The following is a 23,322-nucleotide window of genomic DNA, read 5'->3' as shown; positions in this document are numbered from 1 at the left end:
CCGCTCATCAACCGTATCGCCGCCGAGGAGGGCGTGGACGACTACCTCGTCCAGTGCATCGTCAAGGTCGAGTCGGATTTCAACGCGGGAGCGGTATCGGTCGCCGGCGCGGCGGGCCTCATGCAGATCATGCTCGACGTCGCGCGCGCGTACGGGGTAAGCGATCCGTTCGACCCCGGGCAGAACCTCCGCGCCGGCGTTCGCCACTTCAAGTCGCTGCTCGCCACTTTCAACGGGGACGTCACGCTCGCGCTGGCGGCCTATCACGCGGGAGCCGGCAGGGTGAAGCGGCACGGCGCGGTGCCGCCGATCAAATCGACCGTGGACTATGTGGCGCGTGTACTGCGGTACTATCGCGGGAACGGCCCGGCTGAAAGCGCGGGCGAGATTGAACACAAGGTGAGGCGCCTGTATAAAAAGATCGCGCCCGACGGCACCATCGAGATATACGGGAGATGATCACTCCACGTACTTTTCCTTCTCCTTGCGGATGCTGATGGTGCCCTCCATGTCGAGCCGTTTCATGTGGTCGACGACGTAGTCGCGCGCCTCCTGGATATCGCTGAGACGCTGCGCGCCCAGCGCGTCGATTTCGCCCAGGATGTCGGTGGCGCGGTTTCGGCTCATATTGCGGAGGAACTTGAAGCGGACCTCGTCGCCGGCGCCCTTGAGGGCCATGGCGATGAGCCGGTCGTCGTGGAGCTCGTCGATGAGAACGCGCATCTCCTGGTTGCTGAGATTGGCGATGTTTTCGAAGGTGAAGATGCGCTCGCGGATCTCCTGCGATATCTCGGGCATCGAGCCGTCGAAGTGGTCCATGAGCTTTTTTTCCTGGTCGCCGCTCATGTGCCCCAGGATGCTCACCAGCGCGTCCACCCCTCCGGCCGATTCGAAGCTCCTGCCCGACTGCTGCAGCTTCTCGTACTTTTTACGTATAACGCGCGCGATCTCGAGCACCGCGTCGGGCGAGGTCTTTTCCATGCGCGCCATGCGCAGGGCCGCCTCCTTGGCGTCCCCGGGAGAAAGAAGCTGCAGCACCTCGGCCGCCTTGGAAGCCGGAAGGTACGCGAGGGTTATCGCTATGGTCTGGGGGTGCTCGTTCTGTATGAATGAAAAGAGCGTTTCCGATTCGATGCCGGCGAGGAACTCGAATCCCTTCTCGAGGTTCTGCCGCGTGAGCTTCTTTAAAATGCCCGCGGCCTTTTCCTCGCCGAACGAGGCCACGAGAAGCTCCCTGGCCACGTTCTCCCCGCCCTGGAGGTTTTTCCGCCGCTTGCGCAGACCGATGAGGAACTCGCCGATGAGATCCTCGCGCTCGTGCACGGTGAGTCTCTCGACGACGGCTATCTCGCGGCTTATGCGCTGAATGCTGTCCTCGTCGAGGTGCTTCATTATCTCGGCCGCTGCCGCGGGTCCGAGCGCCACCATGAGCGCGGCCGCCCTCTCGGTGCCGGTCATTTCATCGATGGATTTCATCCCGCCACTACGGGCACCTTCGCGAATTCTATCACCTTCTGCGGGCACACCTCGGCGCACTTTCCGCAGTTAATGCACAGGCTGTAATCGATATCGGCGAGGAAGTTCGATACGGTGATGGCCGTCTCTATTTCGGGATTATCCGCGAAGACCTCCTTGCAGGCTTTCACGCAACGGTTGCACGCGATGCAGCCGACCGAACAGCCCTTTTTCATTACAGGGGCCTTTTCGGTGTTACGGCATATCACATGCACATCGAAATCGGAGTCTACGAGACTGATGATGTTTCGCGGGCAGGCGGTCACACAGTTGCCGCAGCCCGTGCAGAATTCGCGGCTTATGACAGGCAGGCCCGTGGCGCTCATATGGATCGCGCCGAAGGGGCAGGCGTTCATGCAGTCGACCAGGCCCAGGCACCCGTACTCGCAGGTCTTGAATCCCTCGCGAATCTGCTGGGCCGCGGCGCAGCTTCTGGGGCCGTTGTAATCGAAGCGGTTGTTTGCGACGTCGCAGCCCCCCTGGCAGTGAACGCGCGCGATTTTCGGGATCTGCGCCTCGGCCTTGATGTCCATTACACGGGATATCTTCTCGACAGAGTCGGCGCCGCCCACTATGCACAGGTTTATCGGGGCGGAGCCCTCCAGTATTTTCATGGCGTAGCCCAGGCATCCGGGGAGGCCGCAGGCGCCGCAGTTGGCCCCGGGCAGGGCCTCGGCTATGAGGCCCAGCCGCGGATCGCGCTCCACGTGCAGTTTGATCCTGGCATAAGACAGGATCACCCCGAACGCCGCTCCCAGCGCCGTTATGCTGATGATCGAGGAAACCGAGGGGAATACCATATCAAGCATCGTTCACTCCAGATCGATTAAAATCAAGCGGCCCGAAGGAGCGCCGGAAGAACGCTCTTCCGCGCGGTTTTCCGCCGGCGGTCCGTGTTTCATCCATGACGGCAGCACCCCCGTAGAGACAGTATAGCTAATCACGCCCGAAAATCCTGTCAATACATTTAACCTGTTGTGTCACAGGGCAATACGGGAAGTCCCCCGCTCACGAGGAGAGGACCCACCGATTACTACACTGATTCACAAAAAGCCTGTTTAACGAAGCGGGATAATTGTCCAATTTTTCGCCAAGAGATCAATTTATACTTGATATAATGCGGATACTTCCGGTATATAACGGGTGCGGTTACGGCGCAGACGGGCGGGCCCCGGATTTCCGGGCCGCGCACCGACTTCATTAAAACGGTGTTGATTCGATGGAACTGCTCTTAGATAAAAAGAACATTCAGCCCGAGCTGATAAACGCCATCAACCAGGGAAGCGACGTCGTTTTCATCTCCTATTCCATGATTGAAACCACCGAGGAGCATATCAAGTTCACCCTCGCCCGCATCCTCGAAAAATACGGAAAAGAAGAGTACCTCACGCCCATCTTCTCGTGCATAAAGGAACTCACGTCCAACGCGACCAAGGCCAACGCCAAACGCCTCCTCCTCGAGGAGGGGGTAATCACGGAGACCGACGACATCATCGAAATCGTGCGCAAACTCCGCTCAATCCTCAACGAGGAAGCGCTCCTCGAGTACGGCATCAAATCCAAGCTCAGCCGCCTTTCCACCAGGACCTATTTAAAGATGCAGGGAAACCGGCTCGTAATAGAGGTCATCAATAATCTGCCCCTCTCCAAGAGGGACCTGGCGAGGATCAACGAACGCATAGAGAAGTCTTCGAAATACGACAGCATCGCCGAGTTTTACCTGGAGAACCCCGACCCGGCCGCCGAGGGCATGGGACTGGGGCTTTCAATGGTTGTGCTGCTTTTAAAGAGCGTAAATATAAGCTATAAGAGTTTTTCGGTAACCACCGACGGGCGCAACAAGACCCGCGCGCGCATCATTTTTCCGCTTTGATATCGTGCCGCTTTTTCAGATAGGTCGTTACCATCGCCAGGCAGGCCCTGGTGATATGGTCGATGTTGTTGGCGGAATTGTTGAATGTCCACTGGATGGCGACGTTCATGACCATCGAAACCACCAGCCGCGCCACGCTCTCCGAATCTACCGCGACAAACTCGCCGCTTTCGACACCCAGGTCGATGATCTTCTTCACCTCGTCGCAGATGATTCCGTATATCTTGCCGTTGATGTTTTTCACGCGCTCGTTAGTTGAAACCTGCGCCCAGAAATCCACCATGACGGTATAGACCGACGGGTGCCGTTTCGCCGTCACGATGAAGGCTATTATGATGGCCTTGAGTTTCTTCTCGGCGGTACGGTAGCGCTGCGAACGCCGAACGATGGTCTCGTCGATCTGCCGGTAGATGACCTCGAGCAGGTGTATGAGGATGTCTTCCTTTGACTTGAAATAATGGAGGACCCCCCCCTTGGACAGACCGGCGCGGTTGGCGATGTCCTCGATGGTAAAGTTGTTGTACCCCCTCGACGCGATCACCTCGAACGCGGCCTGGACTATCTGTGTCTTTCTCTTTTCCTCTTTTTCGATGTTCCGTGTGGTCATTGGGTGTCCCGCTTTAGTCCCTCTTTTAAGTGAATAGAACGTGCCGCGCAGAAGCTCCCTCACATCGAGAAGCCCTTTCGACGAGAGATCGGCAAGCCCTTTTTCAACGTCGCCGGCGGAGGCTCCCAGCGCCCGGCAGAGGTCATCCATCGTCGACGGCCGCCGCCCTATGGTGGCGGTGACGGCCGCGGCGACATCGCCCGCCTTTCGGGCCGACTCCATCTCGCCCCTCGTTCCAGGTTTTCCTATAATGTCCACGGCAAAGCCCGGGAAAAAGCCCTTTATCCGCTCAAGGCCTTCGGTGGAAAGCGGCTCCACCCATTTTTCAGCGCCCGGCCGGTCGAGTGAATTTATCTGGATCCTGTCGGGCCGTATGCGACCGCATGCCCCCGCAAGGAGCGCAAGTTCCCCGTCCGTATCGTTAACGCCCGGCACGATGAATATCTCGAGAAGGAGCTTTCCGGCGAACTCGCCCCTGAACCTGATGAGGCCGTCTATGAGGCGCTTCGATGTAATGCCGGGCGCGGGCCTCGCTATTTTTTTGAACGCGTCCTCGCTCACCGCGTCGAGGGAGGGAACGATGACGTCGGCGCGCAACAGCGACCGTCGCACGGCTTCGCGCCACAGCAGCGTTCCGTTGGTAAGCACGACCACCGCATAGCCGGGAAACTCGTCCTTGATCACGTCGATGATCCGGCCGATACCGCTGTGAAGTGTCGGCTCCCCGGAGCCGGAAAAGGTGAGCGCGTCCAGACGCGGCCGGGAATCCAGACACATGCGGAGCTCGGCGATTACCTCGTCGGTGGGGGCGAATTCCGCCGGGGAGGCTGTAAGCTTCCCGGTCCTCCCGCATTCGCAGTAAACGCAGTTGAGCGAGCAGGTCTTAAAGGGAACCAGATCTATGCCGAGCGATATGCCAAGCCTTCGCGAATTGACCGGCCCGAAGAGATATTTCATCACGAGCTTCACAGCGCAGAACCGCTATCTATCCATTAATTGCACGCGGCTCAACTCGCTGATTTTACCGATGAGGATTTCATCGGTCTTCGCGAGCCGCTGGGCGAGTATATGCACCATCTTGGCGGCGAAGGACGGGTTTTTCACCAGGAAGGCCTTGAGGTCGTGCAGATTGTCGAGGTAGGCGACCTTTACCTCTCCCAGCGCGGTCGCGGTCGCGCTCCTCGGCGAGCTGTTGAAGAGCGATATCTCGCCGAAGAAATCGCCCCGCACAAGGGTGGCCACCCGTATGGTGTTCTTCCCGTCGCTAAGGGTTATCCCCACCGAGCCTTCCAGGATGATGTACATCCGCTGCTCGACCTTACCCGCCTCGATGATCTTCTCTCCGGCATTGTAACGCAACACGCGACCGGCCATATCCCTCCTTCCCCGCTCCCCGGTTTTCCGCTATACTGAAATCCAGGCCTCCTATCGCCCCGCGGCCTCGAGCAGCTTGAGGGTGACGATGAACGAATAATAATTACCGACCCGCCCGCCCGACAGGGAAACGGTATCGAGCCGGTTTACGAGCCCCGCAACGTGGGGTCCGGCATTGTACGTCAGGAACATCAGGAGGGCCTTCATATAGCTTTCTTTTTCCATTTTAAGGAACGACAAAAGAAACGTGCCCGGGTCGGGATTGCCGAAGAGGCCGGAGACGGTCGCCGCCTGTTTACCTTCTCCCTCGAGCACCGCCCTTAAAAATTCGGTGTTGTTGGCCACAAACACGCCCCGCTCATCGGCGAGCACGCTTATCCTGTTGCCGCGCTTGTCCTTGAACCAGAACGAGGGTATGGCGTCGATCCTTTCATCGCCGAAGGCGCCCTCGTCCGTGTTCTTAGCCTTCACGGCGCTCCTGAGTTTTTTCGTGAGCGCCGACACTTTTCCCCTGTCGGTCATCGGCACGTACATGACGAAATTATCGAGCGTTCCCGCAATTTTGGCCTTCCGCATGATTACGTTGAAATAGCCGCCGAACCAGGGGAGGAAGTCCGCGTCCATGTCGATGCCGAGCGAGCTCCCCGCATCCTTCTTGAATTTTTTATACTGTTCGCACGTGGGCCCGTACTCGGGCGATGAGGCGTTCTTTTCGCAGAATGCATCCAGCGCCCTGAAGTCGAACGACACGTAATGATACGCGAGCGGATCGGAGGCGGCGAGCAGAAATGCCGGAAGCCCCGGGCGAAAAAGCCCGGAGAGAAGCGCGGTGGATTGATTGCCGCCGGTAAGCGACGCGCTGAAATCGAGAGACACCCCCTCCTTCGTCCGCGCGAACGCGACGGCGACGTAATCGAAAAAGCCGGTCGGCGAGCTGACCATCGAGAGGGCGTCTTTAGCCCCGGGGACTCGCTTCTGGGCCTTTTTGTCCGACGTGGACGGCCCGCCGATTTCCCCGGAATCGTCCTCCGGAGTGCCGTCCCCGTCACCCTCCGGGCTGTCGCCGGAATCGTCTTCTTTCTTTTTAAGGCGTTCCTCGCCGATCTGCTGCAGAAAACTTTTTTTAAAAAAAATATCCAGGTCGTTTCCCGCCCGTTTCCTGGCGGCATAGTCGGCGAAGAGCGGTTCGGCCGACAGCGGCGTCGCGCCCATGTCGATCACCGAGGTTATGATGTCCATCGATGAGGCCACAACGAGGTAGCCTTTTATCCCGGTAAAGTAGACGTCTTTCATCATCCGGTACACCGCATGGTTGTTGTGCCGGCTTACCGCCGGATGGAGGTCTATGGCGGGCCTGTCCTTATTGGCCTTTTTCAATACCTCTACAAAGCGCTGCGGGAAGGTCTTCTCGTTATTAACGGGAACGAGGATCATTATCCGCTCCGATTCCTTTTCGGCGTCCAGGTAGGCCATCGCCGCCGGACGGCTTACGTCGATTTCCGCTTTCGTAAGAGAAGCCACATCGAGCACGTCTACACCGGCCTTGGTTTTAAAATCGGCCCTCCACGCCTCTATCTTCTTTGCGTTCTCGGCGGGAAGAAAATTGCCGATGAAGAACACGGCCGCCGGCGCGGCGCTGGAAAGGCGCGATGTCTGCATGTACATGATCGCCGATGAAGGCACAAGGTCGGCCGGTCCATTCCGGTCGGACCGGATCTCCGCACTGGTTACGGATGTTATTAAAACCAGCACAAGGGCCGCCGGTATGCCGCCCCAGGCACGGCCGCGTTTACGCCTCGATTCAGGTTGCATTTACTCTCTCCCCGTGATACGGCACGTCTTCACGCCTGCCGCGTTGCCGCGAGCGTTTCGGCCGATTTTTCGCGATTTATTCGGTCGCCACCGCGCGATCCGGTCTTTTACCCGCCGGGGGCGGACGATAAGTATACCCCCGGCGGAATGCCGACGTATTGACGGTATAATACAGTTTGCGCCGTTAAGTGCAATAAAAATATCCTGAATACCAAACGGTACGGCCACGGCCCGGTCAAGAGGAAAACCCGCCCGTGGCGGCGCGCGCGGCATGAAAAATAAAATTTGACTGCATGGCAGGTCCGCGTAAAATGCGCACGTAAAACGACGCGACCGCAGGCCGCTCCAGGAGAACGCCCCATGGATACCATCCCGATACAGCGAAGCTACGAAGAGATAAACGATAAAATCAGGCAGGGCACGGCGGTCGTGCTGCGCGCCGACGAGATGACCGAGCTGGTTGCCTCCGAGGGCGTGAAGAGCGCCTTTAAAAAAGTTGACGTGGTGACCACCGGCACCTTCGGCGCCATGTGTTCATCGGGGGCGTTCATCAATTTCGGCCACACCAGGCCCAGGATGAAGGCGTCGAACGTGTGGCTTAACGACGTGGAGGCGTATGGGGGCCTGGCCGCGGTCGACACCTACATCGGGGCCACGCAGGTGCAGGACGACGACCCGCTCAATAAAGTGCATCCCGGACAGTTCCGCTACGGCGGCGGCCACGTCATCGAGGACCTCATCGCGGGCCGCCCGGTCAGGCTGCGCGCCAAATCTTACGGCACGGACTGCTACCCGCTTCGCGAATACGAAACCACCGTCACCATCGGGGACCTTCGCGACGCCTTTCTTTACAATCCGAGAAACGCATATCAGAACTACAACTGCGCGGTGAATCTCTCAAAGCGCACAATCTACACCTACATGGGAATTCTCAGGCCCAACATGGGCAACGCCACCTTTTCCAGCGCCGGACAGCTCTCACCGCTGTTGAACGATCCGTATTACTGGACCATCGGCGTCGGCACGCGGATTTTTTTGGGCGGCGCAAGCGGCGTGGTGAGCTGGCGCGGCACCCAGCACAACCCGGACGCCCGGAGGGGCGACAACGGCGTTGTCCGAGAGGGGGCGGGAACGATCGCCGTCACCGGCGACATGAAGGAGATGTCGGCCGAGTTTATTCGGGGCGCGTCGCTGGTGGGCTACGGCTGTTCGCTCATGGTGGGCCTCGGCATCCCGATCCCGATACTGAACGAGGACCTGGCCCGATTCACCGGCGTTTCCGACCTCGATATCGTCTGTCAGGTGGTGGACTACGGCATCGACTACCCCAACTCGATCAACCATACGCTGGGCGAGGTAAGCTACGCCGAGCTTAAAACCGGAAGGATCGACGTACAGGGTAAAAACATCCCGGCCGCGCCGCTCTCGAGCTATCCCATGGCGGTGAAGGTGGCCGAAAAACTGAAAGCATGGATACGCGAAAAAGGATTCATCCTTGGTGTGCCGCAGGTAACGCTGCCCGGTGCGCCCTTCACGGCGCCCTGATGCGCCACGCCGAGCGGTTTTACCGCGAATTCGCCGGCACAAAGCGCTGGACAAGCTTCCGGGTAAAGATCGGGACGAGCGACCTGTACGTCCGCGCGAACGGGGATTATTCCGTAGAGCTCGAACGTATTGTAACCGACGCGCGCGACGCTTTGCTTGACCACATCGCCGGGCAGGACTGTTTCCTCGCTTCCTTCGAGCCCGTGGTGCGAGTGGAGGCCGCGCATCCGGTCATCGAGGCCATGTACCGTGCTTCGGAGGCCGCGGGCGTGGGCCCGATGGCCGCGGTTGCCGGCGCCATCGCCGAGCACGCAGGAAGGGCCATTCTCGACCGCTCGGGCGAGGTTATAGTCGAGAACGGCGGCGACATCTGGCTCGCCTTGCGCGATGCCGTTACTCTTGGGGTCTACGCCGGAACTTCGCTCTTCAGCGGTGCGCTCGGCATACGGATCGCGTCAGAGCGCACTCCCGCCGGGGTGTGCACCTCGTCGGGACGGGTGGGGCATTCCTTCTCGTTCGGAAGGGCCGACGCAGCGACCGTCATCGCCACTGACGCGGCGCTGGCGGACGCGGTGGCGACCGGGACCGCCAACCTTGTGTGCGACGAGGACGACCTCGAGGCGGCGGCGGCCTATGCGATGTCCGTGCCGGGTGTGCGCGGTACGCTCGTCATCAAGGGAGAGCGCATGATAGCGCAGGGCGAAATCGAACTGGTGAGGCCTTAGCGGAACGCTGTACCGGACGCCTGGCATACAACGGCATGTATACGGTAAACCTGTCGCAAGTAATGCCACTATCGGGCATTTCCCCCGCCGGCGACAGGAGGAAGCGCCGAATTCTTTGGACATGCGACAACTCGAACAAACAGGAGCCGATCATGGCATCGAAAAACGTGCTTTTGATATTCAAGCAGAACATCATGTACCGGCCGATCATCTATCGCCTGGCCACCGAGTACGGCATCATCTTCAACGTGCTCGAGGCGAAGATCCTCCCAAAACAGGAGGGACGGCTTATACTCGAGCTTTCGGGGACTGATGAGGAGATAGCGAAGGGTATCGCCTACCTGGAGGCCGAACTTGTTCAGGTGGATCTTCTGATCGACAAGACGCACCGCGACGAGGAGCGCTGTGTGGACTGCGGGGCCTGCACCGCCGTGTGCCGCACCGATGCCCTTTCAATCGACCGCCCCTCGATGGAGATACGCTTTTACCCGGAACGCTGTGTCGCCTGCGGGCTCTGCATTCTCGCCTGCCCCGTAAAGGCCATGTCGGGCATATCCATCGACAACGACAACTAACCGGCGCACCCGGCCGGCTATTTTAAAAATACCTAAAATACACTTAAAAAATTCGTTTCCCCTCTTGACGATTCTTGCGACTGTTTGTACATTACTACTGTTAGCACTCATTAGCATAGAGTGCTAACAAGCGACCAATCAAGAGGAGGTTTGCTATGAAATGGGGCATAACAAGGCGTAATGAGCAGCCCGAATGGGGTGTTGTCTCCTTTCAAAAGGAGATCAATCAGCTTTTTAACGACTTCTTCTCCATCGGCCCTTCCTCTTTGTCCGAAAGCGGGTGGATGCCCACTGTGGACGTGGAAGAGGATGAAAAAGAAGTGCGCATCAGGGCGGAAATCCCCGGAATCGAGGAGAAAGACCTGAGCGTAACGCTCGAAAACGATTTACTCACCATAGCCGGCGAGAAGAAGGAAGAGGAGAAGAAGGAGGACCGGAGATATGTGATATCTGAGCGCCGTTTCGGCTCGTTTCACCGGACTATCCGGCTTCCCGAGGACATCGACAGGGAAAAGATCGAGGCAGGCTTTAAGAACGGCGTTTTAAAGGTCACAATACCCCGTGTCGAGACGCCCGAGAAAAAGCGCGTGAATATCGCGCTGAAGTAATGAAATACGACAAGGAGGAATGTCATGTATACGACCTATGATGTTTTCGACGATGTTGTCCGACTGAGGGATCTGGTGGACAGGTTTTTCACCGAAGCCCCGGCCATGCGGAGAAACTTAGAGTATCCGCACGTCAATCTTAAGGAGAACAACGACGAGGTGATGATCACCGCGCTACTACCGGGCGTCAAGGCCGACTCGCTCAATATTCAGCTTGTCGACAACAGCCTCGTACTCGAGGGCGAAAAGAAGAGCGACGTACAGGACAAGCCCTACATACGCAGGGAGCGGGTATTCGGCAGGTTCCAGAAGGCGGTACGCCTGCCCTACCGCGTGGATGGGGAGAAGATCGAGGCGGGGCTTAAGGACGGGATTCTGACGATCAGGCTCGCCAAGGCCGAAGAGGCCCGGCCGAAGAAGATCGAGATACGGTAAAGGAGGTATCATCATGGCAAACGATGTAAAGAAGGTCAAAAAGGATGCGTATAACTGCGAGGAGTGCGTCATCGTTCCGGCCGCGGACATATACGAAACCGCCGAGGAGTATGTAATCAGGGCCGACATGCCCGGAACCCGGAAAGAGAACCTCGAGATCACCCTCGAGAAGAACCAGCTGGACATATACGGCAGGCTGGACGAAGAGCTGACGAGCGAGGAGAACCTCAAATACGGTGAATACCGGCTATACAACTACCATCGCACCTTTGTGGTTGGAGACGGTATCGACAGGGAAAAAATCAACGCGACGCTGGAAAACGGGGTGTTGGCGCTGACGCTTCCCAAGAGCGAGAAGTTGAAACCGAGGAAGATCGAGATAAAAGTGGGGGCCTAACCCTCCGCTTGCCCCGCCCTCTTCAATGGAGTCCCTCCCGGAACTTCGGAGGATGGCGGGGTTTTTGCTTACATCACCACCGAAAGCCCTATCCATGCCGTGACGAGACCCAGCGCGCACCCGATCACCACGTCGGTTGGGAAGTGTACGCCGTTATAGACCCGGGAAAAACCCACCAGTGCGGCCCAGATGTACAGCGGCAGGGCCCACATCGGATACTGCGAGGTGATAACCGTCGCCATAAGAAACGCCCCGGCCGTGTGCCCCGAGGGGAAGCTGAACCGGTCGGGCGGGTCCACCAGGAATCGGATACCCTGCACCAGCGCTCCCGGACGTTCACGCTTAACCAGGTGCTTCACCACCTTCTGAATAACGAGTTCGATCGCAAGGGCCAGTGCGCCTGCCGCAATAAGCTTTGACCCCATTCCCGGATCCGCCGCGAGGAGGAGGGCGCCGAACACCGCGTACAGGTGGCCGTCGCCGCTTTTAGAGGCATAGCGCATCAGTTTATCCACGAAGCGCTTTCCGGTATAATAGGCTATCTTTCGGGAGAGCCTCACATCGAACGAGTAGACGTTGTCGACCAGTACTCTGATCATAATTCACTTCCTTTCGTACAATTTATTACAATCAACTTCTCAACTCATCCCCCCGGCCCCCTTCTCTTCGGCGAAGAGAAGGGGGAGGTACGACAACCAGACTCATGCCGGATTTCCCCCTCTCTTTCGTTCAAAGAGAGGGGGACAGGGGGTGAGTTCCATGCTTCTTCGCTTGCACAACGGAAATAAGGCGCGACGGGGTGCTGATAGTATCAGCAATACATGAAGTTTCAGTGAATTTTCACGGCGGGGGAGTCCGCGCACGCGCGGGGTGCGAAAGTAGGCCGCCTACCGGCGGGAAAGCATTACCGCGTCCCCGACATCGTCTATGGGCGCCAGACGAACCTTGACCCGATCCTGAATATCCGTTTCGATTTTATAGCCCAAATAGTCCGGCTGGATGGGAAGCTCCCTGTTCCCCCGGTCGACCAGCACGAAAAGCCTGATCGCGCGCGGACGGCCGAAGCTCATAAGCGTCTCGATCGCGGCCTTGGTGGTGCGCCCGGTGAAGATAACGTCGTCCACCAGCAGGATGGTTCTGCCTGAGATATTGAACTCTATGCGCGTCTCCTTGATCGCCGGGAGCACTCCCCTGGTGGCGAGGTCGTCGCGGTAGAAGGTGATGTCGAGAATGCCGCTGTCGATCTTTTTCCCTGACAGCTCCTCGATCTTCGCGCGGATGCGGTTGGCGAGCTCGACCCCCCTGGTCTGAATTCCCACGATCGCGAAGCGCCCGAGGTCCTTTACCTCGTCGCAGATCCTCTTGGCGTTTTCGTCGATTGTCCGGGCGATGTCGGCGGCGGAGAGAAGTGTCGTTTCGGTCACGGCGCTATCGCACCTCCGAGTGATATTCCTGGATCGAGCGCACCGAGACGTCCCGGTTTTTTTTGACCTCGAACAGTCCCTGCACCGCCGCCTTCGCGCCCGCTATGGTGGTGATGATGGGTACGCGGAAGCGCAGCGCCGCCTGGCGGATGGAAAAGGCGTCGTGTTTGGGGATCTTACCCGTGGGCGTGTTGATGATGAGGTCGATCTCGTCGTTCTTAACCAGGTCGATGATATTGGGGCGCCCCTCGCTCACCTTGTAAACCCGTTCACAAGGGATGTTGTGTCCTTTGAGAAAGAGCGCCGTACCCTCGGTCGCCACCAGCCTGAAGCCGTGGTCGTGAAGGAGGCGCATCTCGGGAAGCAGCGCCTCTTTCGAGAGGGGGTTGATGCTGAGAAAGATGGTCCCGGAGAGCGGCAGGGTCTCGCCGGCCGCCATTTCGGCCTTGTAAAAGGCCTCGCCGAAATGCGCCGCGATCCCCATCACCTCTCCGGTCGACTTCATTTCGGGCGTGAGGACGGTGTCGGTCCCCGGAAATTTATTGAACGGGAGGACCGCCTCCTTAACGCTGATGTGAGTGGGGGCTTTTCGTTTATCGAGGCCGAACTCGCCGAGCTTCCTTCCAAGCATGAGCTTGGCCGCGATCTTCGCCAGCGGCACGCCGGTCGCCTTGGACGCGAAGGGCACCGTGCGCGAGGCGCGCGGATTGACCTCGAGCACGTAGAGGCTCCCGTCCTTTATCGCGAACTGTATGTTGAGAAGCCCCACAACCCGAAGTTCGCGCGCAAGCGCCGCGGTCGAACGGGTGATCTCGTCGATCATCGGGCCGTCTATGGAAAGCGGCGGAATGATGCAGGCCGAGTCGCCCGAGTGCACGCCCGCCTGCTCGATATGCTCCATGATGGCGCCGATCTGCACCTGTTCCCCGTCGGAGAGCGCGTCCACGTCGACCTCGATGGCGTCCTCGAGGAAGTCATCGACAAGCATGGGGTGCTCGGGCGAGAGCTGCGCCGCGTTGTTGATGTACTCGACGAGGCTCTTCTCGTCGTAGATGATGCTCATGGCCCTGCCGCCCAGCACGTACGAGGGGCGCACCAGTATGGGGTAGCCGATCCGGTTGGCCACGGCAATGGCCTCCTCCCCGGTGAAGGCGATTCCGTTGTCGGGTTGGAGAAGACCGAGTTTCCGCACCACGTCGGCGAAGCGCTCGCGGTCCTCGGCGCGGTCGATCGAATCGGGAGAGGTGCCGATGATGCGCACGCCGTTCTCCTCGAGCATGCGCGCCAGGCGCAGCGGAGTCTGGCCGCCGAACTGCACGATGACGCCCAGCGGATCTTCTCGTCTATATATGTGCAGTATGTCCTCGAGCGTGAGCGGCTCGAAATAGAGGCGGTCCGAGGTGTCGTAGTCGGTGGAAACCGTCTCCGGGTTCGAGTTCACCATAATCGAGTCGACGCCTTCCTCGCGCAGGGCGAATGACGCATGGCAGCAGCAGTAATCGAACTCTATGCCCTGTCCAATGCGGTTGGGTCCGCCTCCGAGGATCATCACCTTGCGTTTGCCGGTCCTTCGCGATTCGTCCTCGTCGTCGTAGGCCGAGTAGTAATAGGGCGTAAACGCCTCGAACTCTCCGCCGCAGGTGTCAACCAGCCTGTACCCGGGAAGGATATCGTTCGCGAACCTGAACCCGCGTATCTCTTTTTCGCGTCTCTTTAACGCCTTCGAAAGCTCTTTTTTCATCGGTACGCCGAGCGCGTGCAATTCGTCGATCTCCGTCTTTCCTGTGATGTACCCCAGCTGCATATCGGAGAAACCGAACTGTTTCATCGTCCGCACCGACTCAACCGTAAGGCCGACACCCTCCTGTCCGCGTCGAAACGATTCGGCGGCTTCCACGATCTCGCCGAGCTGTTCGAGGAACCACGGATCGATCGCCGTGAGGCGGTGGATGCGCTCGACCTCCCAGCCGAGCTCCAACGCTTTGTGAATGTAGAAGATGCGGTCTTCGCGGGGCGTTACCAGCGCCCGCTCGATGAGGTCGTCGCGCAGCCTGTCCGGAAGGCCCTTCAGCGCGTCGTCGAGCTTCATGTTTCCGTCCGAGCCGAATCCGTGCCGCTCTATCTCGAGCGAGCGAAGCGCCTTCTGGAAAGCCTCCTTGAAGGTGCGGCCGATCGACATGGCCTCCCCGACCGATTTCATCTGGATGCCCAGGCGCGTGTCTGCGCCATCGAACTTCTCGAAGGCCCAGCGCGGTATCTTCACCACCACGTAGTCGATCGTCGGCTCGAAACAGGCCGGGGTCTCGCGCGTAATGTCGTTGGGGATCTCGTCGAGGGTGAGCCCCACGGCGAGCTTTGCGGCGATCTTGGCGATGGGGAAGCCCGTGGCCTTGGAGGCGAGCGCGGAGCTTCGGCTCACGCGCGGGTTCATCTCAATAACGTGCATACGGCCGTCGTACGGGTTTACGGCAAACTGTATGTTCGAGCCGCCGGTTTCCACGCCGATCTCGCGGATTATGCGGATTGCGGCGTCGCGCATATTCTGGTACTCGCGGTCGGTGAGCGTCTGCTGGGGGGCCACGGTGATTGAGTCGCCCGTATGCACGCCCATGGGGTCGAAGTTCTCGATGGAGCAGATGATGACGACGTTGTCCCGCGTATCGCGCATCACCTCCAGTTCGTACTCCTTCCAGCCGATGATCGACTCCTCGATCAGTACCTGGCTTATCGGCGATTCATCAAGACCCCTGCGAACCAGGTCTACAAAATCCTCGCGGTTGTAGACGATGTTGCCGCCGCTCCCTCCGAGCGTGAACGCCGGCCGTATGATGAGGGGAAGACTGATGCGCCCGAGCACCGCGAGCGCCTCGTCGATCGACGAGGCGAGTCCCGAGTCGGGCACATCCAGGCCGATCTTTATCATCGCCTTCTTAAAGAGGTCCCGGTCTTCGGCCTTACGGATGGAATCCACGTTCGCGCCGATAAGCCGGACATTGTATTTTTCGAGCACGCCGCTGTCGGCAAGCGCGAGCGCCGTGTTGAGCGCGGTCTGGCCTCCCACGGTTGGAAGCAGGGCGTCGGGCCTCTCGCGTTGGATGATCTTTTCAACGATCGCAGGGGTGATGGGCTCGATATATGTCCGCTCGGCGAGTTCGGGATCGGTCATGATGGTCGCGGGATTGGAATTGACGAGGACCACCGAATAGCCCTCCTCCCTGAGCGATTTGCATGCCTGCGATCCCGAGTAGTCGAATTCGCAGGCCTGCCCTATGACTATGGGACCCGAACCGATGATAAGTATCTTCTTGATGTCGTCTCTTTTAGGCATTCAGTTCCTCAAAACAAGAGTATTGGTCGCGGAAGCCGGCGGATCGAGACATTAAAGAAAAATCTGGAGGATAAAGTAAAGTGAAAAAAATTGTCAATTACAAATATGTAAAATAGTGGCGGCACCGGATTTCATGTCCGTGGAGAATAAAAAAACCTTTTAAAAGAGTGGACAAAAACGGACTCCCCGCCTACCATGCGAACATCTTCAGTAAGGGAAAAACTTGTTGCTTGGAAATCACTGCTGCCGGGAAGGGACATGAAAGCACTATTTATCGGGAAGACGCGGGTGCGTGAGATCGATTTGCTGGAGCATGGTTTCGACGAAGAGTTTCTCAAGCTGATGAGTGAGTTTAAGATCCTCGAATCGCACATCATCTATTTTTCGGCCGGGGACTCAAAGATCAAGGAGATACTGGTCAAAAAAGATCCTTCGTATTCCGTCTGACCGGCCCCTGTCGCTCCGTCCGGGAAATCGGGCGGCCGCCCGGTGCGTACGGCCGGCCGCCCCTGATTACCGCAATCCACTCAAGCCCTCTTGTACCCCGCCGACCCAAGCGAATCCTTTATCTCCTCCAGAACCACCGGATCGTCGATCGTTGAGGGAACGCCGTACGTTTCCGCATCGGCTATCTTGCGCATAGTCCCTCGCAGAATTTTTCCGGACCGTGTTTTCGGCAGGCGTTTCACGACAACGGCCTGCTTGAAGCACGCGACCGCGCCGATCTGATCGCGCACCATGCGCACCAGGTCGTTCACGATCTCGTTCGGATCGCGCTCCACGCCGCTTTTAAGCACCACGAAGCCCAGCGGCAGCTGCCCCTTGAAGGTGTCCGCCGCGCCCACAACGGCGCACTCGGCGACGTCAGGGTGCTGTGAGATTATCTCCTCCATGGCGCCGGTCGACAGGCGGTGCCCGGCCACGTTGATGACGTCATCGACGCGCCCCATGATATAGATATACCCGTCGGTGTCGTAGTAGCCGCCGTCACCGGTAAAGTAATAGCCGGGGTAGATGTCGAGATATGACTCGCGAAATTTGTCGTCGTTCTTCCAGAGCGTCGGGAAGGTCCCCGGAGGCAGGGGCAGCCTGATGGCCACCACGCCCTCTGTGCCGTTTGGGACGGATTTGCCGTCGCCGTCGAGAATCTCAACATGGAAACCGGGCACCGGCTTGGTAGGCGAACCCGCCTTTATCGGCAGCGACTCCAGCCCCATGCAGCTGGCGGCAATGGCCCAGCCGGTTTCGGTCTGCCACCAGTGGTCGATGACCGGCTTGCCCAGCATGGCGCTCGCCCAGTGGTAGGTGTCGGGATCGAGCCGCTCGCCGGCAAGGAAGAGCGTTCGAAACTTCGACAGGTCGTATTTTTTAAGGTACTCGCCGTTCGGGTCTTCCTTCTTTATGGCGCGAAAGGCTGTCGGCGCCGTGAAGAGTGCGCTGACGCCGTGGTCGGATATCACGCGCCAGAAAGCTCCCGGATCGGGGGTGCCGACGGGCTTGCCCTCGTACATGATGGTGGTGCAGCCGTACAGCAGCGGCCCGTACACAATGTACGAGTGGCCAACCACCCAGCCAACGTCCGAGGCGGCCCAGAATACGTCTCCAGGCTCCATTCCGTAGATGTTCTTCATGCTCCAGGTGAGCGCCACCGCGTGTCCGCCGTTGTCGCGCACCACGCCCTTGGGCATTCCGGTGGTCCCGGAGGTGTAGAGTATATACAGCGGATCGGTTGCCTTCAGCGACACGCAGCCGGCCGGCTTCGCCTTTTTCTCGGCCTCGGCCCAGTCGACGTCCCGCCCCTCGGTAAGCGCCGCGGACGCCTGGGGGCGCTGATAGATGATGGTCCGTTTTACCTTGTGTTCGGCGAGGTCGATGGCACGGTCGATGAGCGGCTTGTATTCGATCACCTTCTTGCCCTCTATCCCGCACGAGGCCGTGACGATGAGCGCCGGCCGCGCGTCATCTATCCGCACCGCGAGTTCGTTGGGGGCAAAACCGCCGAACACCACCGAATGCACAGCGCCGATGCGCGCGCACGCGAGCATGGCGATGAGGGCCTCGGGTATCATCGGCATGTAGATGATCACCGTGTCGCCCTTCCCGACCCTGTTTTCGGCAAGGACCCCGGCAAAGAGCGCGACCCTGTCGAGGAGCTCGCGGTAGGTGTAACGCGCCACGGTCCCCGTCACCGGGCTGTCATAGATCAGCGCCGCCTGATCCGCCCTTCCGCCCAGCACGTGGCGGTCGAGCGCGTTGTAGCAGGTGTTCAGATCGCCGCCGGTAAACCAGCGGTAAAAGGGCTTCTTTGAATCATCGAGCACCTTTTCGTACGGCCGGTCCCAGTGCACGGCCTTCGCCGCCCTTCCCCAGAATTCATCCGGATTTTTAAGCGATTCTTCGTATGCCTTCTGATACGCTCCCTTCATGCGATTCCTCCTTGCTTAACGCACACCCTGCGGCCCGCCTCCGGTTTTAAACGAAAGCGTATTAAAAGTGCGCATTATTGCGAGTTAATGTTATAATACTACTTATTGTGGCTTTAATGGTATTACTACTTTCAAGACCTTTCTAATGGAATATCTTTGGTTGTCAACCAAAGATTTTCCCGGGAGCGCGTGGCCGTAAGGTATTTATTTTGACTTTTTTGCCAAAAGGCGCGCCCAGATTGGTGAATACGTCCGCGCCCGGCTGAGCGGAAAAAACGCGCCGTCGAACCGTTTTACACCACCAAGAAAAAGGAACGCTGCGCCGGGCTCGGCCTCTCGGTCGGCCAACCCCTCTTTTTTGTCTATTAATACCCGGCAATCTTTCCGATAGGTATTACCAAGGAATACGACAATCCCGCTCAAAAATAGAATGTGATGGCGGCTGGCTGCAGACATGCGCAGGGATTCCAGAAATCCTTTCGGTACTCGTTCCATCGACAACTCGGTGCTCCAGGGCGCGTCGACGCATAACATGGCCGATATTTCTCGCAGCGTATTCGACGCCGATCCGAACGCGGTTTTCGTAATCAACCGAAATTTCGAGATACTCGACAGCAATAACGTGTTCCGCGATACCTTCCCCGCATACGAGAGCGGGGAAAAGCAGCACTGTTACCGTCTGGTCGCGCCCGACGATCGCGACACGCCCTGCCCCGACTGCCTCGCCCGGAAGACTTTTCTTGCCGGCGAGGAATCCACCTGCGAATTTAAAGGCGAGAGAAACGGCGCCGTTGCGCATTACCGTAAAAGGGCGATGCCCCTGGGTAAGGCGCGCGGTGGTGTCGAGGCGGTCATGATCGTCATTGAAGACGTCACCGAACGCGTCATTTCCGAGCAAAAACTGCGCCACCGGGCGGATGAGCTCGAGGCCGCCATAAACAGGCGGAATGAGGAGCAGCAGGAGAAGGAAAAAAAACTCACCGTACTGGTGAACACGGTTTACGGGATCAAGGGCGCGCACGACATGCGCGAGAGCGTCGACAAGATCATCTGCGGATTCAAGGAGCTTGGAGCGCGGACAACGGCCTTCGCCCTCTTCGAGGACGAGGACATGTACATATTCAAGATACACCCGCCGGATATCTTACAGAAGCTCAACGGCATTTTCAAGATCGCGATCCCCGGCGTGCACCTGCGGCCGCGTAAAAACCCGGGCAATCCCTTCGTTCAGACGGCCCTCGTCGGGAAACCCGCCTTTTACAGGGGCGAGCGCGAGGTATTCGGATTTTTCAAGCAGTGTTTCCCGGCGGCCTTCGACAACGAGATCGCCGAGGCGGCATATCTCTTCAACGGGCAATCGCAGGCGGTTTTCCCGCTGAAAACCCAGGACGCCACGGTCGGCGTGATCGCGATCTCGGTCGATGACGGGCCATTCGAGGAGAACTTCGAGTATTTCAGCTTCCTCGCCAATTCGGCCGCCGTGGAAATCAGCCGCCAGCGCAACTCGGAAAAGCTTTTCAAATCTGAGCTCAAGTACCGCAACCTCGTCGAGTGTTCGCGCGACATGATCATCCTGTGCAACAACGACGGCAGGATCAAATACTCCAACCGCATCTTCCACGAGCTGACCGGGCTTTCGACGAAGCGGGGCAAGGCCATCGATCTCTATTCGCTTTTTCCCCAGACGCACCGGGAGAGGGTCAGGGAGGTTATAGCCGCGAGCGTGCAAAACGGCTCGCCCACCGAGCCGCTCGAGCTCCGGATGAAGACCCAGTCCCGCGGCGAGCTGTGGATAGAGATGATGGTTAACTCCGTCTCGCGCGAAATGCAGGGGTTTCAGATCGTCGCGCGCGACATCACCCGCCGCAAGAGCCTCGAGACGCTGGTGGGGAACCTTTCGGCCTTCCAGGAGAAGATACTCCAGAACGATTTTATCGGCATCATCACCACCGACCTCTCGGGAAAGATAACGAGCTGGAACACCGGCGCCTCGCTCATACTCGGATACGGTGCGTCAGAGACGCTGGACAGGAATATAGCCGAATTCGTGATAAACGATGACAGACCCGTCTACCACGAATTCTTATCGCGCGACCCGCTCGCCGCCCAGCGTAACCGCGAGATGAAAATGCGCAAAAAGGGCGAAGGCGCCGTCGACATCATGTACATCGAGTCGGCCATGAAGGACGAGAAGGACCGCCCGATCGCGGTCATCGCCTTCTTTTTCGACAACGGAGAGAAGGCGCGCCTGGAAGAGAAGTGGCGCGAGCTCACCTTCAGGCTTCAGCAGGCGCAGCTCATCACGATCGTGTCGCTCGCCAAGCTCGCGGAATATCGCGATATCGAGACGGGGCTCCACCTGGAGCGGATAATGAAGTACACGGAGATACTGGCGCGCGAGCTCTCGCTGACCGACGAATACCGGGATTACATCTCCGAGGACTACATAATCGACCTGGTAAACTCGTGCCCGTTGCACGACATCGGAAAGGTCGGCATCCCCGACGTGATACTCCACAAGCCGGCCCGCCTCTCGCCTGACGAGTTCGAGATCATCAAGCGGCATTCGGTCATCGGCGGCGACACCATCGCCGAGGCGGAGAAGAAGGTGCGCGGGAGGTCATACCTCAACCTGGGAAAGGAGATCGCCTATTATCACCACGAGCGGTGGGACGGCACTGGATATCCGCAGGGCCTTCAGGGCAGGGATATCCCGCTCTCCGCGCGGATCGTGGCCGTTTCGGACGTCTATGACGCGCTTATCAGCAAGCGGCCTTACAAGGAAGCCTATCCGCACGAAACCGCGGTGAACATTATCCAGGAAAGCTCGGGCACACACTTCGACTCCGCGGTGGTGGATGCCTTCATGAAGCTTGAAGGAGAGTTCGCGTCACTCAAGCGAGGGAGCCTCCAGTAGCCGCGTCTTCGGTGTCCTCGCAGCGCTCATGACGAAAAACCGGCGCTCCATCCAGAATCTCAACCACTCCGTATGATCCGCCGATGGCCGGCCCGGGATTGAAAAGAACCGGTCTGTGGTTCCTCAGATACTTGATGTGCGTATGTCCGAACAGCGCCAGGTCGAACCCGTGCGCCCTCGCCGCCTCAATGAGAATGCCATAATCGTTCTCGACCCGAAAGGCATCGCCGTGCGTTACGAGAATGCGCAGCCCTTCCGCCTCCAGCGCCTCCGCCGCCGGAAGAACTATTCCCCTCGCGCGGTCCACATTTCCCGACACGCGAGTCACCGGCACGCCGTGCGGAAGGCGCACGTTCAGCAGGTCGGCAACGCCGTCGCCGCAGTGTACGAGGCAATCGAACTGGGCTTCGCGCTCGATTATGCGCTGCAACATGACGACGCTGCCGTGTGAATCGGAAATTACCAGTATCTTCATGCCCCCCATCGGACGCCCTGCTTCCGGCCATGGATCGCGCCCGCCCCCCTTCCAATAGTGCGGAAAAGGGCGCGGTGCGCAATTCCTTTTCCCGTGGACCGAAAATATCGTGGACAAAAGCCAGTGTGCGGCGTGCTCAACGTTACCGAGCCGCGTCCCCGCCCGCGATAAATTGAAATTGACTTCCACGCCGTCCGGGTGTCCCATCCGCGTATAAATTAAACAAAGGGAGGAGATGATGAAAAAGATCGTGGTTTTACTCGTACTTTTATGCGCCGCCTCGGTCTGGGCGGTCGATTTACGGAACGAGGACTCGCGCCGCTACGAGGTGAAGATCCACTCGGGCGGCACGACGCACACTTCAATCGAGAGCAGCACCACACAGATGAGCGTGTGCTCCGACTGCGAGATCGAGGTGGTCGGGGTGGGAAGCGTCAAAGCGAGCGGCTCGGAAACGGTCGTTATAAAGGACGGTTCGCTCGAAAAGAGGTAGACCCGTTATCGCCGCGGCCTGGTTCACGGGCCGCGGCGAGCCAGGATCATAATTCGAACGAATACACCGCCGAGAACGTGATTCCGTAGAAAGTTATATTCGATTCGGGAAACTCGTCGGGATCGTCTTTCTCATAATTAATATTAAACCACTGATAACGCCCTCCCAGGGTGATTGTGGTGGACGCCGACTCGATGTAGTACGCGAGCGAGAGCGTCGTATTGAAGCCAGCCTCGCGCGCGTCCGAGGACGAACCCCCATCGTGCTCCTCGCGACCGAATCCGTACACTCCCGACACATTCCATAGAAGGAAGAGGCTGTCCGAAAGCGGGATGGTAACACCCAGCCCGAGCGCAGGCCCCACGCCGTAATGGCTACCGCTATCGAATGTATAGCCCATTATTTTCGCACCACCGAACAGCTTTACGTAACGATTGATGGAATAATTGAGTGCGATATCGGAGTCGTACCGTCGCAACGGCTCGGTTTCTCCCGACATCATGGGATAATCGTAGACTCCGTACAAAAACACCGCCGTGAGGCTCCATTTGGGGGCGAAGCCGAGAGCGAACACGGGTCCGTAGAGGAATGTCGGATCCACCGATGGGTCGCTGTTATTGATCTGGTTTTCGCTATACCAAGCGTACCAGACCGAACCGCCGACGCTGAGATCGGCGGCGCCCGCGGCAACGGGGAACAGCAGTAAAGCGATCATAAACAGCCCGGGAACGATGCGACGCAAGGCTTTCATGCAATCCTCCTGATATATCAACCAATCTGATAGAACATCAGG

Annotated in this window: 23 protein-coding genes; 11 read left to right on the top strand and 12 right to left on the bottom strand. The window is 58.5% G+C overall.

Going from position 1 to position 23,322, the window contains the following annotated elements; genetic code table 11:
• Nucleotides 1-459 (top strand): lytic transglycosylase domain-containing protein (locus VLM75_11135; protein HSV97470.1); only part of this gene is annotated, 459 nt, incomplete at its 5' end.
• Here VLM75_11135 and fliG read toward each other — a convergent pair.
• A complete protein-coding gene (fliG, locus tag VLM75_11130; protein ID HSV97469.1) occupies nucleotides 460-1,476 on the bottom strand; it encodes a flagellar motor switch protein FliG in 1,017 nt (338 codons plus the stop codon).
• The gene (locus VLM75_11125) at nucleotides 1,473-2,324 is read right to left on the bottom strand and encodes an RnfABCDGE type electron transport complex subunit B (GenBank protein HSV97468.1); all 852 of its coding nucleotides are present in this window, start codon (nucleotides 2,322-2,324) and stop codon (nucleotides 1,473-1,475) included. Before VLM75_11125 ends, fliG begins: the two co-directional genes overlap by 4 nt.
• A gap of 410 nt (nucleotides 2,325-2,734) precedes the next feature.
• Here VLM75_11125 and VLM75_11120 point away from each other — a divergent pair, with 410 nt between their 5' ends.
• Nucleotides 2,735-3,388 carry a hypothetical protein gene (locus VLM75_11120; GenBank protein HSV97467.1) on the top strand — a complete coding sequence of 218 codons (654 nt, stop codon included), beginning with the start codon at nucleotides 2,735-2,737 and terminating at the stop codon, nucleotides 3,386-3,388.
• On the opposite strand, the gene VLM75_11115 is transcribed toward VLM75_11120, so the two are convergent.
• From VLM75_11115 to VLM75_11105, 3 genes are read right to left on the bottom strand one after another with little or no spacing between them, the layout of a single operon-like run.
• Nucleotides 3,372-4,952, bottom strand: coding sequence for a TetR family transcriptional regulator (locus VLM75_11115; GenBank protein HSV97466.1), 1,581 nt, complete (start codon nucleotides 4,950-4,952; stop codon nucleotides 3,372-3,374). The two genes, VLM75_11120 and VLM75_11115, sit on opposite strands and share 17 nt — an antisense overlap.
• A 24-nt stretch (nucleotides 4,953-4,976) precedes the next feature.
• The gene (locus tag VLM75_11110; GenBank protein HSV97465.1) at nucleotides 4,977-5,369 is read right to left on the bottom strand and encodes a cyclic nucleotide-binding domain-containing protein; all 393 of its coding nucleotides are present in this window, start codon (nucleotides 5,367-5,369) and stop codon (nucleotides 4,977-4,979) included.
• Nucleotides 5,370-5,420: 51 nt separating this feature from the next.
• Complete coding sequence (locus VLM75_11105) at nucleotides 5,421-7,181, bottom strand: hypothetical protein (protein ID HSV97464.1); 1,761 nt, start codon at nucleotides 7,179-7,181, stop codon at nucleotides 5,421-5,423.
• 360 nt (nucleotides 7,182-7,541) lie between these two features.
• On the opposite strand from VLM75_11105, the gene VLM75_11100 reads away from it, so the two are divergent.
• From VLM75_11100 to VLM75_11075, 6 genes are all read left to right on the top strand, one after another.
• The gene (locus VLM75_11100) at nucleotides 7,542-8,726 is read left to right on the top strand and encodes a homocysteine biosynthesis protein (GenBank protein HSV97463.1); all 1,185 of its coding nucleotides are present in this window, start codon (nucleotides 7,542-7,544) and stop codon (nucleotides 8,724-8,726) included.
• Nucleotides 8,726-9,451: a UPF0280 family protein gene (locus VLM75_11095; protein ID HSV97462.1), complete on the top strand. Its 726-nt coding sequence runs from the start codon at nucleotides 8,726-8,728 to the stop codon at nucleotides 9,449-9,451. The genes VLM75_11100 and VLM75_11095 overlap by 1 nt, the downstream gene beginning before the upstream one ends.
• Nucleotides 9,452-9,603: 152 nt before the next feature.
• On the top strand, nucleotides 9,604-10,026 hold the full coding sequence (locus VLM75_11090) for an NIL domain-containing protein (protein ID HSV97461.1): 423 nt from the start codon (nucleotides 9,604-9,606) through the stop codon (nucleotides 10,024-10,026).
• 155 nt (nucleotides 10,027-10,181) lie between these two features.
• Nucleotides 10,182-10,634, top strand: a complete 453-nt coding sequence (locus VLM75_11085; GenBank protein HSV97460.1) for an Hsp20/alpha crystallin family protein — start codon at nucleotides 10,182-10,184, stop codon at nucleotides 10,632-10,634.
• A 24-nt stretch (nucleotides 10,635-10,658) separates the two neighbouring features.
• Nucleotides 10,659-11,069 carry an Hsp20/alpha crystallin family protein gene (locus VLM75_11080; protein HSV97459.1) on the top strand — a complete coding sequence of 137 codons (411 nt, stop codon included), beginning with the start codon at nucleotides 10,659-10,661 and terminating at the stop codon, nucleotides 11,067-11,069.
• A gap of 13 nt (nucleotides 11,070-11,082) precedes the next feature.
• The gene (locus tag VLM75_11075) at nucleotides 11,083-11,466 is read left to right on the top strand and encodes an Hsp20/alpha crystallin family protein (GenBank protein HSV97458.1); all 384 of its coding nucleotides are present in this window, start codon (nucleotides 11,083-11,085) and stop codon (nucleotides 11,464-11,466) included.
• Between the two features lie 68 nt (nucleotides 11,467-11,534).
• Here the strand turns inward: VLM75_11075 and VLM75_11070 are convergent, their stop codons facing one another.
• The 3 genes from VLM75_11070 to carB all read right to left on the bottom strand — a co-directional run bounded on the left by VLM75_11070 (nucleotide 11,535) and on the right by carB (nucleotide 16,218).
• Entirely contained in the window at nucleotides 11,535-12,065 is a 531-nt protein-coding gene (locus VLM75_11070) for a phosphatase PAP2 family protein (protein HSV97457.1), read from the bottom strand.
• Nucleotides 12,066-12,353: 288 nt separating this feature from the next.
• Nucleotides 12,354-12,890 (bottom strand): bifunctional pyr operon transcriptional regulator/uracil phosphoribosyltransferase PyrR, encoded by a 537-nt coding sequence (gene pyrR, locus VLM75_11065; protein ID HSV97456.1) that lies wholly within the window; start codon nucleotides 12,888-12,890, stop codon nucleotides 12,354-12,356.
• Nucleotides 12,891-12,894: 4 nt separating this feature from the next.
• A complete protein-coding gene (gene carB, locus VLM75_11060) occupies nucleotides 12,895-16,218 on the bottom strand; it encodes a carbamoyl-phosphate synthase large subunit (protein ID HSV97455.1) in 3,324 nt (1,107 codons plus the stop codon).
• A 258-nt stretch (nucleotides 16,219-16,476) separates the two neighbouring features.
• On the opposite strand from carB, the gene VLM75_11055 reads away from it, so the two are divergent.
• Nucleotides 16,477-16,665 (top strand): hypothetical protein, encoded by a 189-nt coding sequence (locus tag VLM75_11055; GenBank protein ID HSV97454.1) that lies wholly within the window; start codon nucleotides 16,477-16,479, stop codon nucleotides 16,663-16,665.
• 80 nt (nucleotides 16,666-16,745) lie between these two features.
• Here the strand turns inward: VLM75_11055 and VLM75_11050 are convergent, their stop codons facing one another.
• The gene (locus tag VLM75_11050) at nucleotides 16,746-18,644 is read right to left on the bottom strand and encodes a propionyl-CoA synthetase (protein HSV97453.1); all 1,899 of its coding nucleotides are present in this window, start codon (nucleotides 18,642-18,644) and stop codon (nucleotides 16,746-16,748) included.
• Between the two features lie 204 nt (nucleotides 18,645-18,848).
• Nucleotides 18,849-19,139: a hypothetical protein gene (locus VLM75_11045; protein ID HSV97452.1), complete on the bottom strand. Its 291-nt coding sequence runs from the start codon at nucleotides 19,137-19,139 to the stop codon at nucleotides 18,849-18,851.
• A gap of 37 nt (nucleotides 19,140-19,176) precedes the next feature.
• Between VLM75_11045 and VLM75_11040 the strand changes: the two genes are divergently transcribed.
• Nucleotides 19,177-21,561: a PAS domain S-box protein gene (locus VLM75_11040; protein HSV97451.1), complete on the top strand. Its 2,385-nt coding sequence runs from the start codon at nucleotides 19,177-19,179 to the stop codon at nucleotides 21,559-21,561.
• On the opposite strand, the gene VLM75_11035 is transcribed toward VLM75_11040, so the two are convergent.
• Nucleotides 21,539-22,036 carry a YfcE family phosphodiesterase gene (locus tag VLM75_11035; GenBank protein HSV97450.1) on the bottom strand — a complete coding sequence of 166 codons (498 nt, stop codon included), beginning with the start codon at nucleotides 22,034-22,036 and terminating at the stop codon, nucleotides 21,539-21,541. The genes VLM75_11040 and VLM75_11035 overlap by 23 nt on opposite strands.
• Before the next feature lie 238 nt (nucleotides 22,037-22,274).
• Between VLM75_11035 and VLM75_11030 the strand changes: the two genes are divergently transcribed.
• Complete coding sequence (locus VLM75_11030; protein HSV97449.1) at nucleotides 22,275-22,529, top strand: hypothetical protein; 255 nt, start codon at nucleotides 22,275-22,277, stop codon at nucleotides 22,527-22,529.
• 46 nt (nucleotides 22,530-22,575) lie between these two features.
• On the opposite strand, the gene VLM75_11025 is transcribed toward VLM75_11030, so the two are convergent.
• Complete coding sequence (locus VLM75_11025) at nucleotides 22,576-23,280, bottom strand: hypothetical protein (protein HSV97448.1); 705 nt, start codon at nucleotides 23,278-23,280, stop codon at nucleotides 22,576-22,578.
• Between the last annotated feature and the right edge of the window lie 42 nt (nucleotides 23,281-23,322).

It is taken from the genome of Spirochaetota bacterium, from assembly GCA_035477215.1.
In the GTDB taxonomy this organism is placed as follows: domain Bacteria; phylum Spirochaetota; class UBA4802; order UBA4802; family UBA5368; genus MVZN01.
The sequence above is the reverse complement of the archived record's forward strand: the minus strand, read 5'-3'. Positions and strand labels throughout refer to the sequence as shown.

Excerpts from the sequence above, each read along its gene's own strand:
- VLM75_11105 (HSV97464.1), bottom strand. The coding sequence starts at position 7,181 with ATGCAACCTGAATCGAGGCGTAAACGCGGCCGTGCCTGGGGCGGCATA.
- carB (HSV97455.1), bottom strand. The coding sequence starts at position 16,218 with ATGCCTAAAAGAGACGACATCAAGAAGATACTTATCATCGGTTCGGGT.
- VLM75_11085 (HSV97460.1), top strand. The coding sequence starts at position 10,182 with ATGAAATGGGGCATAACAAGGCGTAATGAGCAGCCCGAATGGGGTGTT.
- VLM75_11025 (HSV97448.1), bottom strand. The coding sequence starts at position 23,280 with ATGAAAGCCTTGCGTCGCATCGTTCCCGGGCTGTTTATGATCGCTTTA.
- VLM75_11045 (HSV97452.1), bottom strand. The coding sequence starts at position 19,139 with ATGGAACGAGTACCGAAAGGATTTCTGGAATCCCTGCGCATGTCTGCA.
- VLM75_11125 (HSV97468.1), bottom strand. The coding sequence starts at position 2,324 with ATGCTTGATATGGTATTCCCCTCGGTTTCCTCGATCATCAGCATAACG.
- VLM75_11055 (HSV97454.1), top strand. The coding sequence starts at position 16,477 with ATGAAAGCACTATTTATCGGGAAGACGCGGGTGCGTGAGATCGATTTG.
- VLM75_11120 (HSV97467.1), top strand. The coding sequence starts at position 2,735 with ATGGAACTGCTCTTAGATAAAAAGAACATTCAGCCCGAGCTGATAAAC.
- VLM75_11115 (HSV97466.1), bottom strand. The coding sequence starts at position 4,952 with ATGAAATATCTCTTCGGGCCGGTCAATTCGCGAAGGCTTGGCATATCG.
- VLM75_11050 (HSV97453.1), bottom strand. The coding sequence starts at position 18,644 with ATGAAGGGAGCGTATCAGAAGGCATACGAAGAATCGCTTAAAAATCCG.
- VLM75_11090 (HSV97461.1), top strand. The coding sequence starts at position 9,604 with ATGGCATCGAAAAACGTGCTTTTGATATTCAAGCAGAACATCATGTAC.
- VLM75_11100 (HSV97463.1), top strand. The coding sequence starts at position 7,542 with ATGGATACCATCCCGATACAGCGAAGCTACGAAGAGATAAACGATAAA.
- VLM75_11035 (HSV97450.1), bottom strand. The coding sequence starts at position 22,036 with ATGAAGATACTGGTAATTTCCGATTCACACGGCAGCGTCGTCATGTTG.
- fliG (HSV97469.1), bottom strand. The coding sequence starts at position 1,476 with ATGAAATCCATCGATGAAATGACCGGCACCGAGAGGGCGGCCGCGCTC.
- VLM75_11095 (HSV97462.1), top strand. The coding sequence starts at position 8,726 with ATGCGCCACGCCGAGCGGTTTTACCGCGAATTCGCCGGCACAAAGCGC.
- VLM75_11040 (HSV97451.1), top strand. The coding sequence starts at position 19,177 with ATGGCCGATATTTCTCGCAGCGTATTCGACGCCGATCCGAACGCGGTT.
- VLM75_11070 (HSV97457.1), bottom strand. The coding sequence starts at position 12,065 with ATGATCAGAGTACTGGTCGACAACGTCTACTCGTTCGATGTGAGGCTC.
- VLM75_11080 (HSV97459.1), top strand. The coding sequence starts at position 10,659 with ATGTATACGACCTATGATGTTTTCGACGATGTTGTCCGACTGAGGGAT.
- VLM75_11075 (HSV97458.1), top strand. The coding sequence starts at position 11,083 with ATGGCAAACGATGTAAAGAAGGTCAAAAAGGATGCGTATAACTGCGAG.
- VLM75_11110 (HSV97465.1), bottom strand. The coding sequence starts at position 5,369 with ATGGCCGGTCGCGTGTTGCGTTACAATGCCGGAGAGAAGATCATCGAG.
- VLM75_11030 (HSV97449.1), top strand. The coding sequence starts at position 22,275 with ATGAAAAAGATCGTGGTTTTACTCGTACTTTTATGCGCCGCCTCGGTC.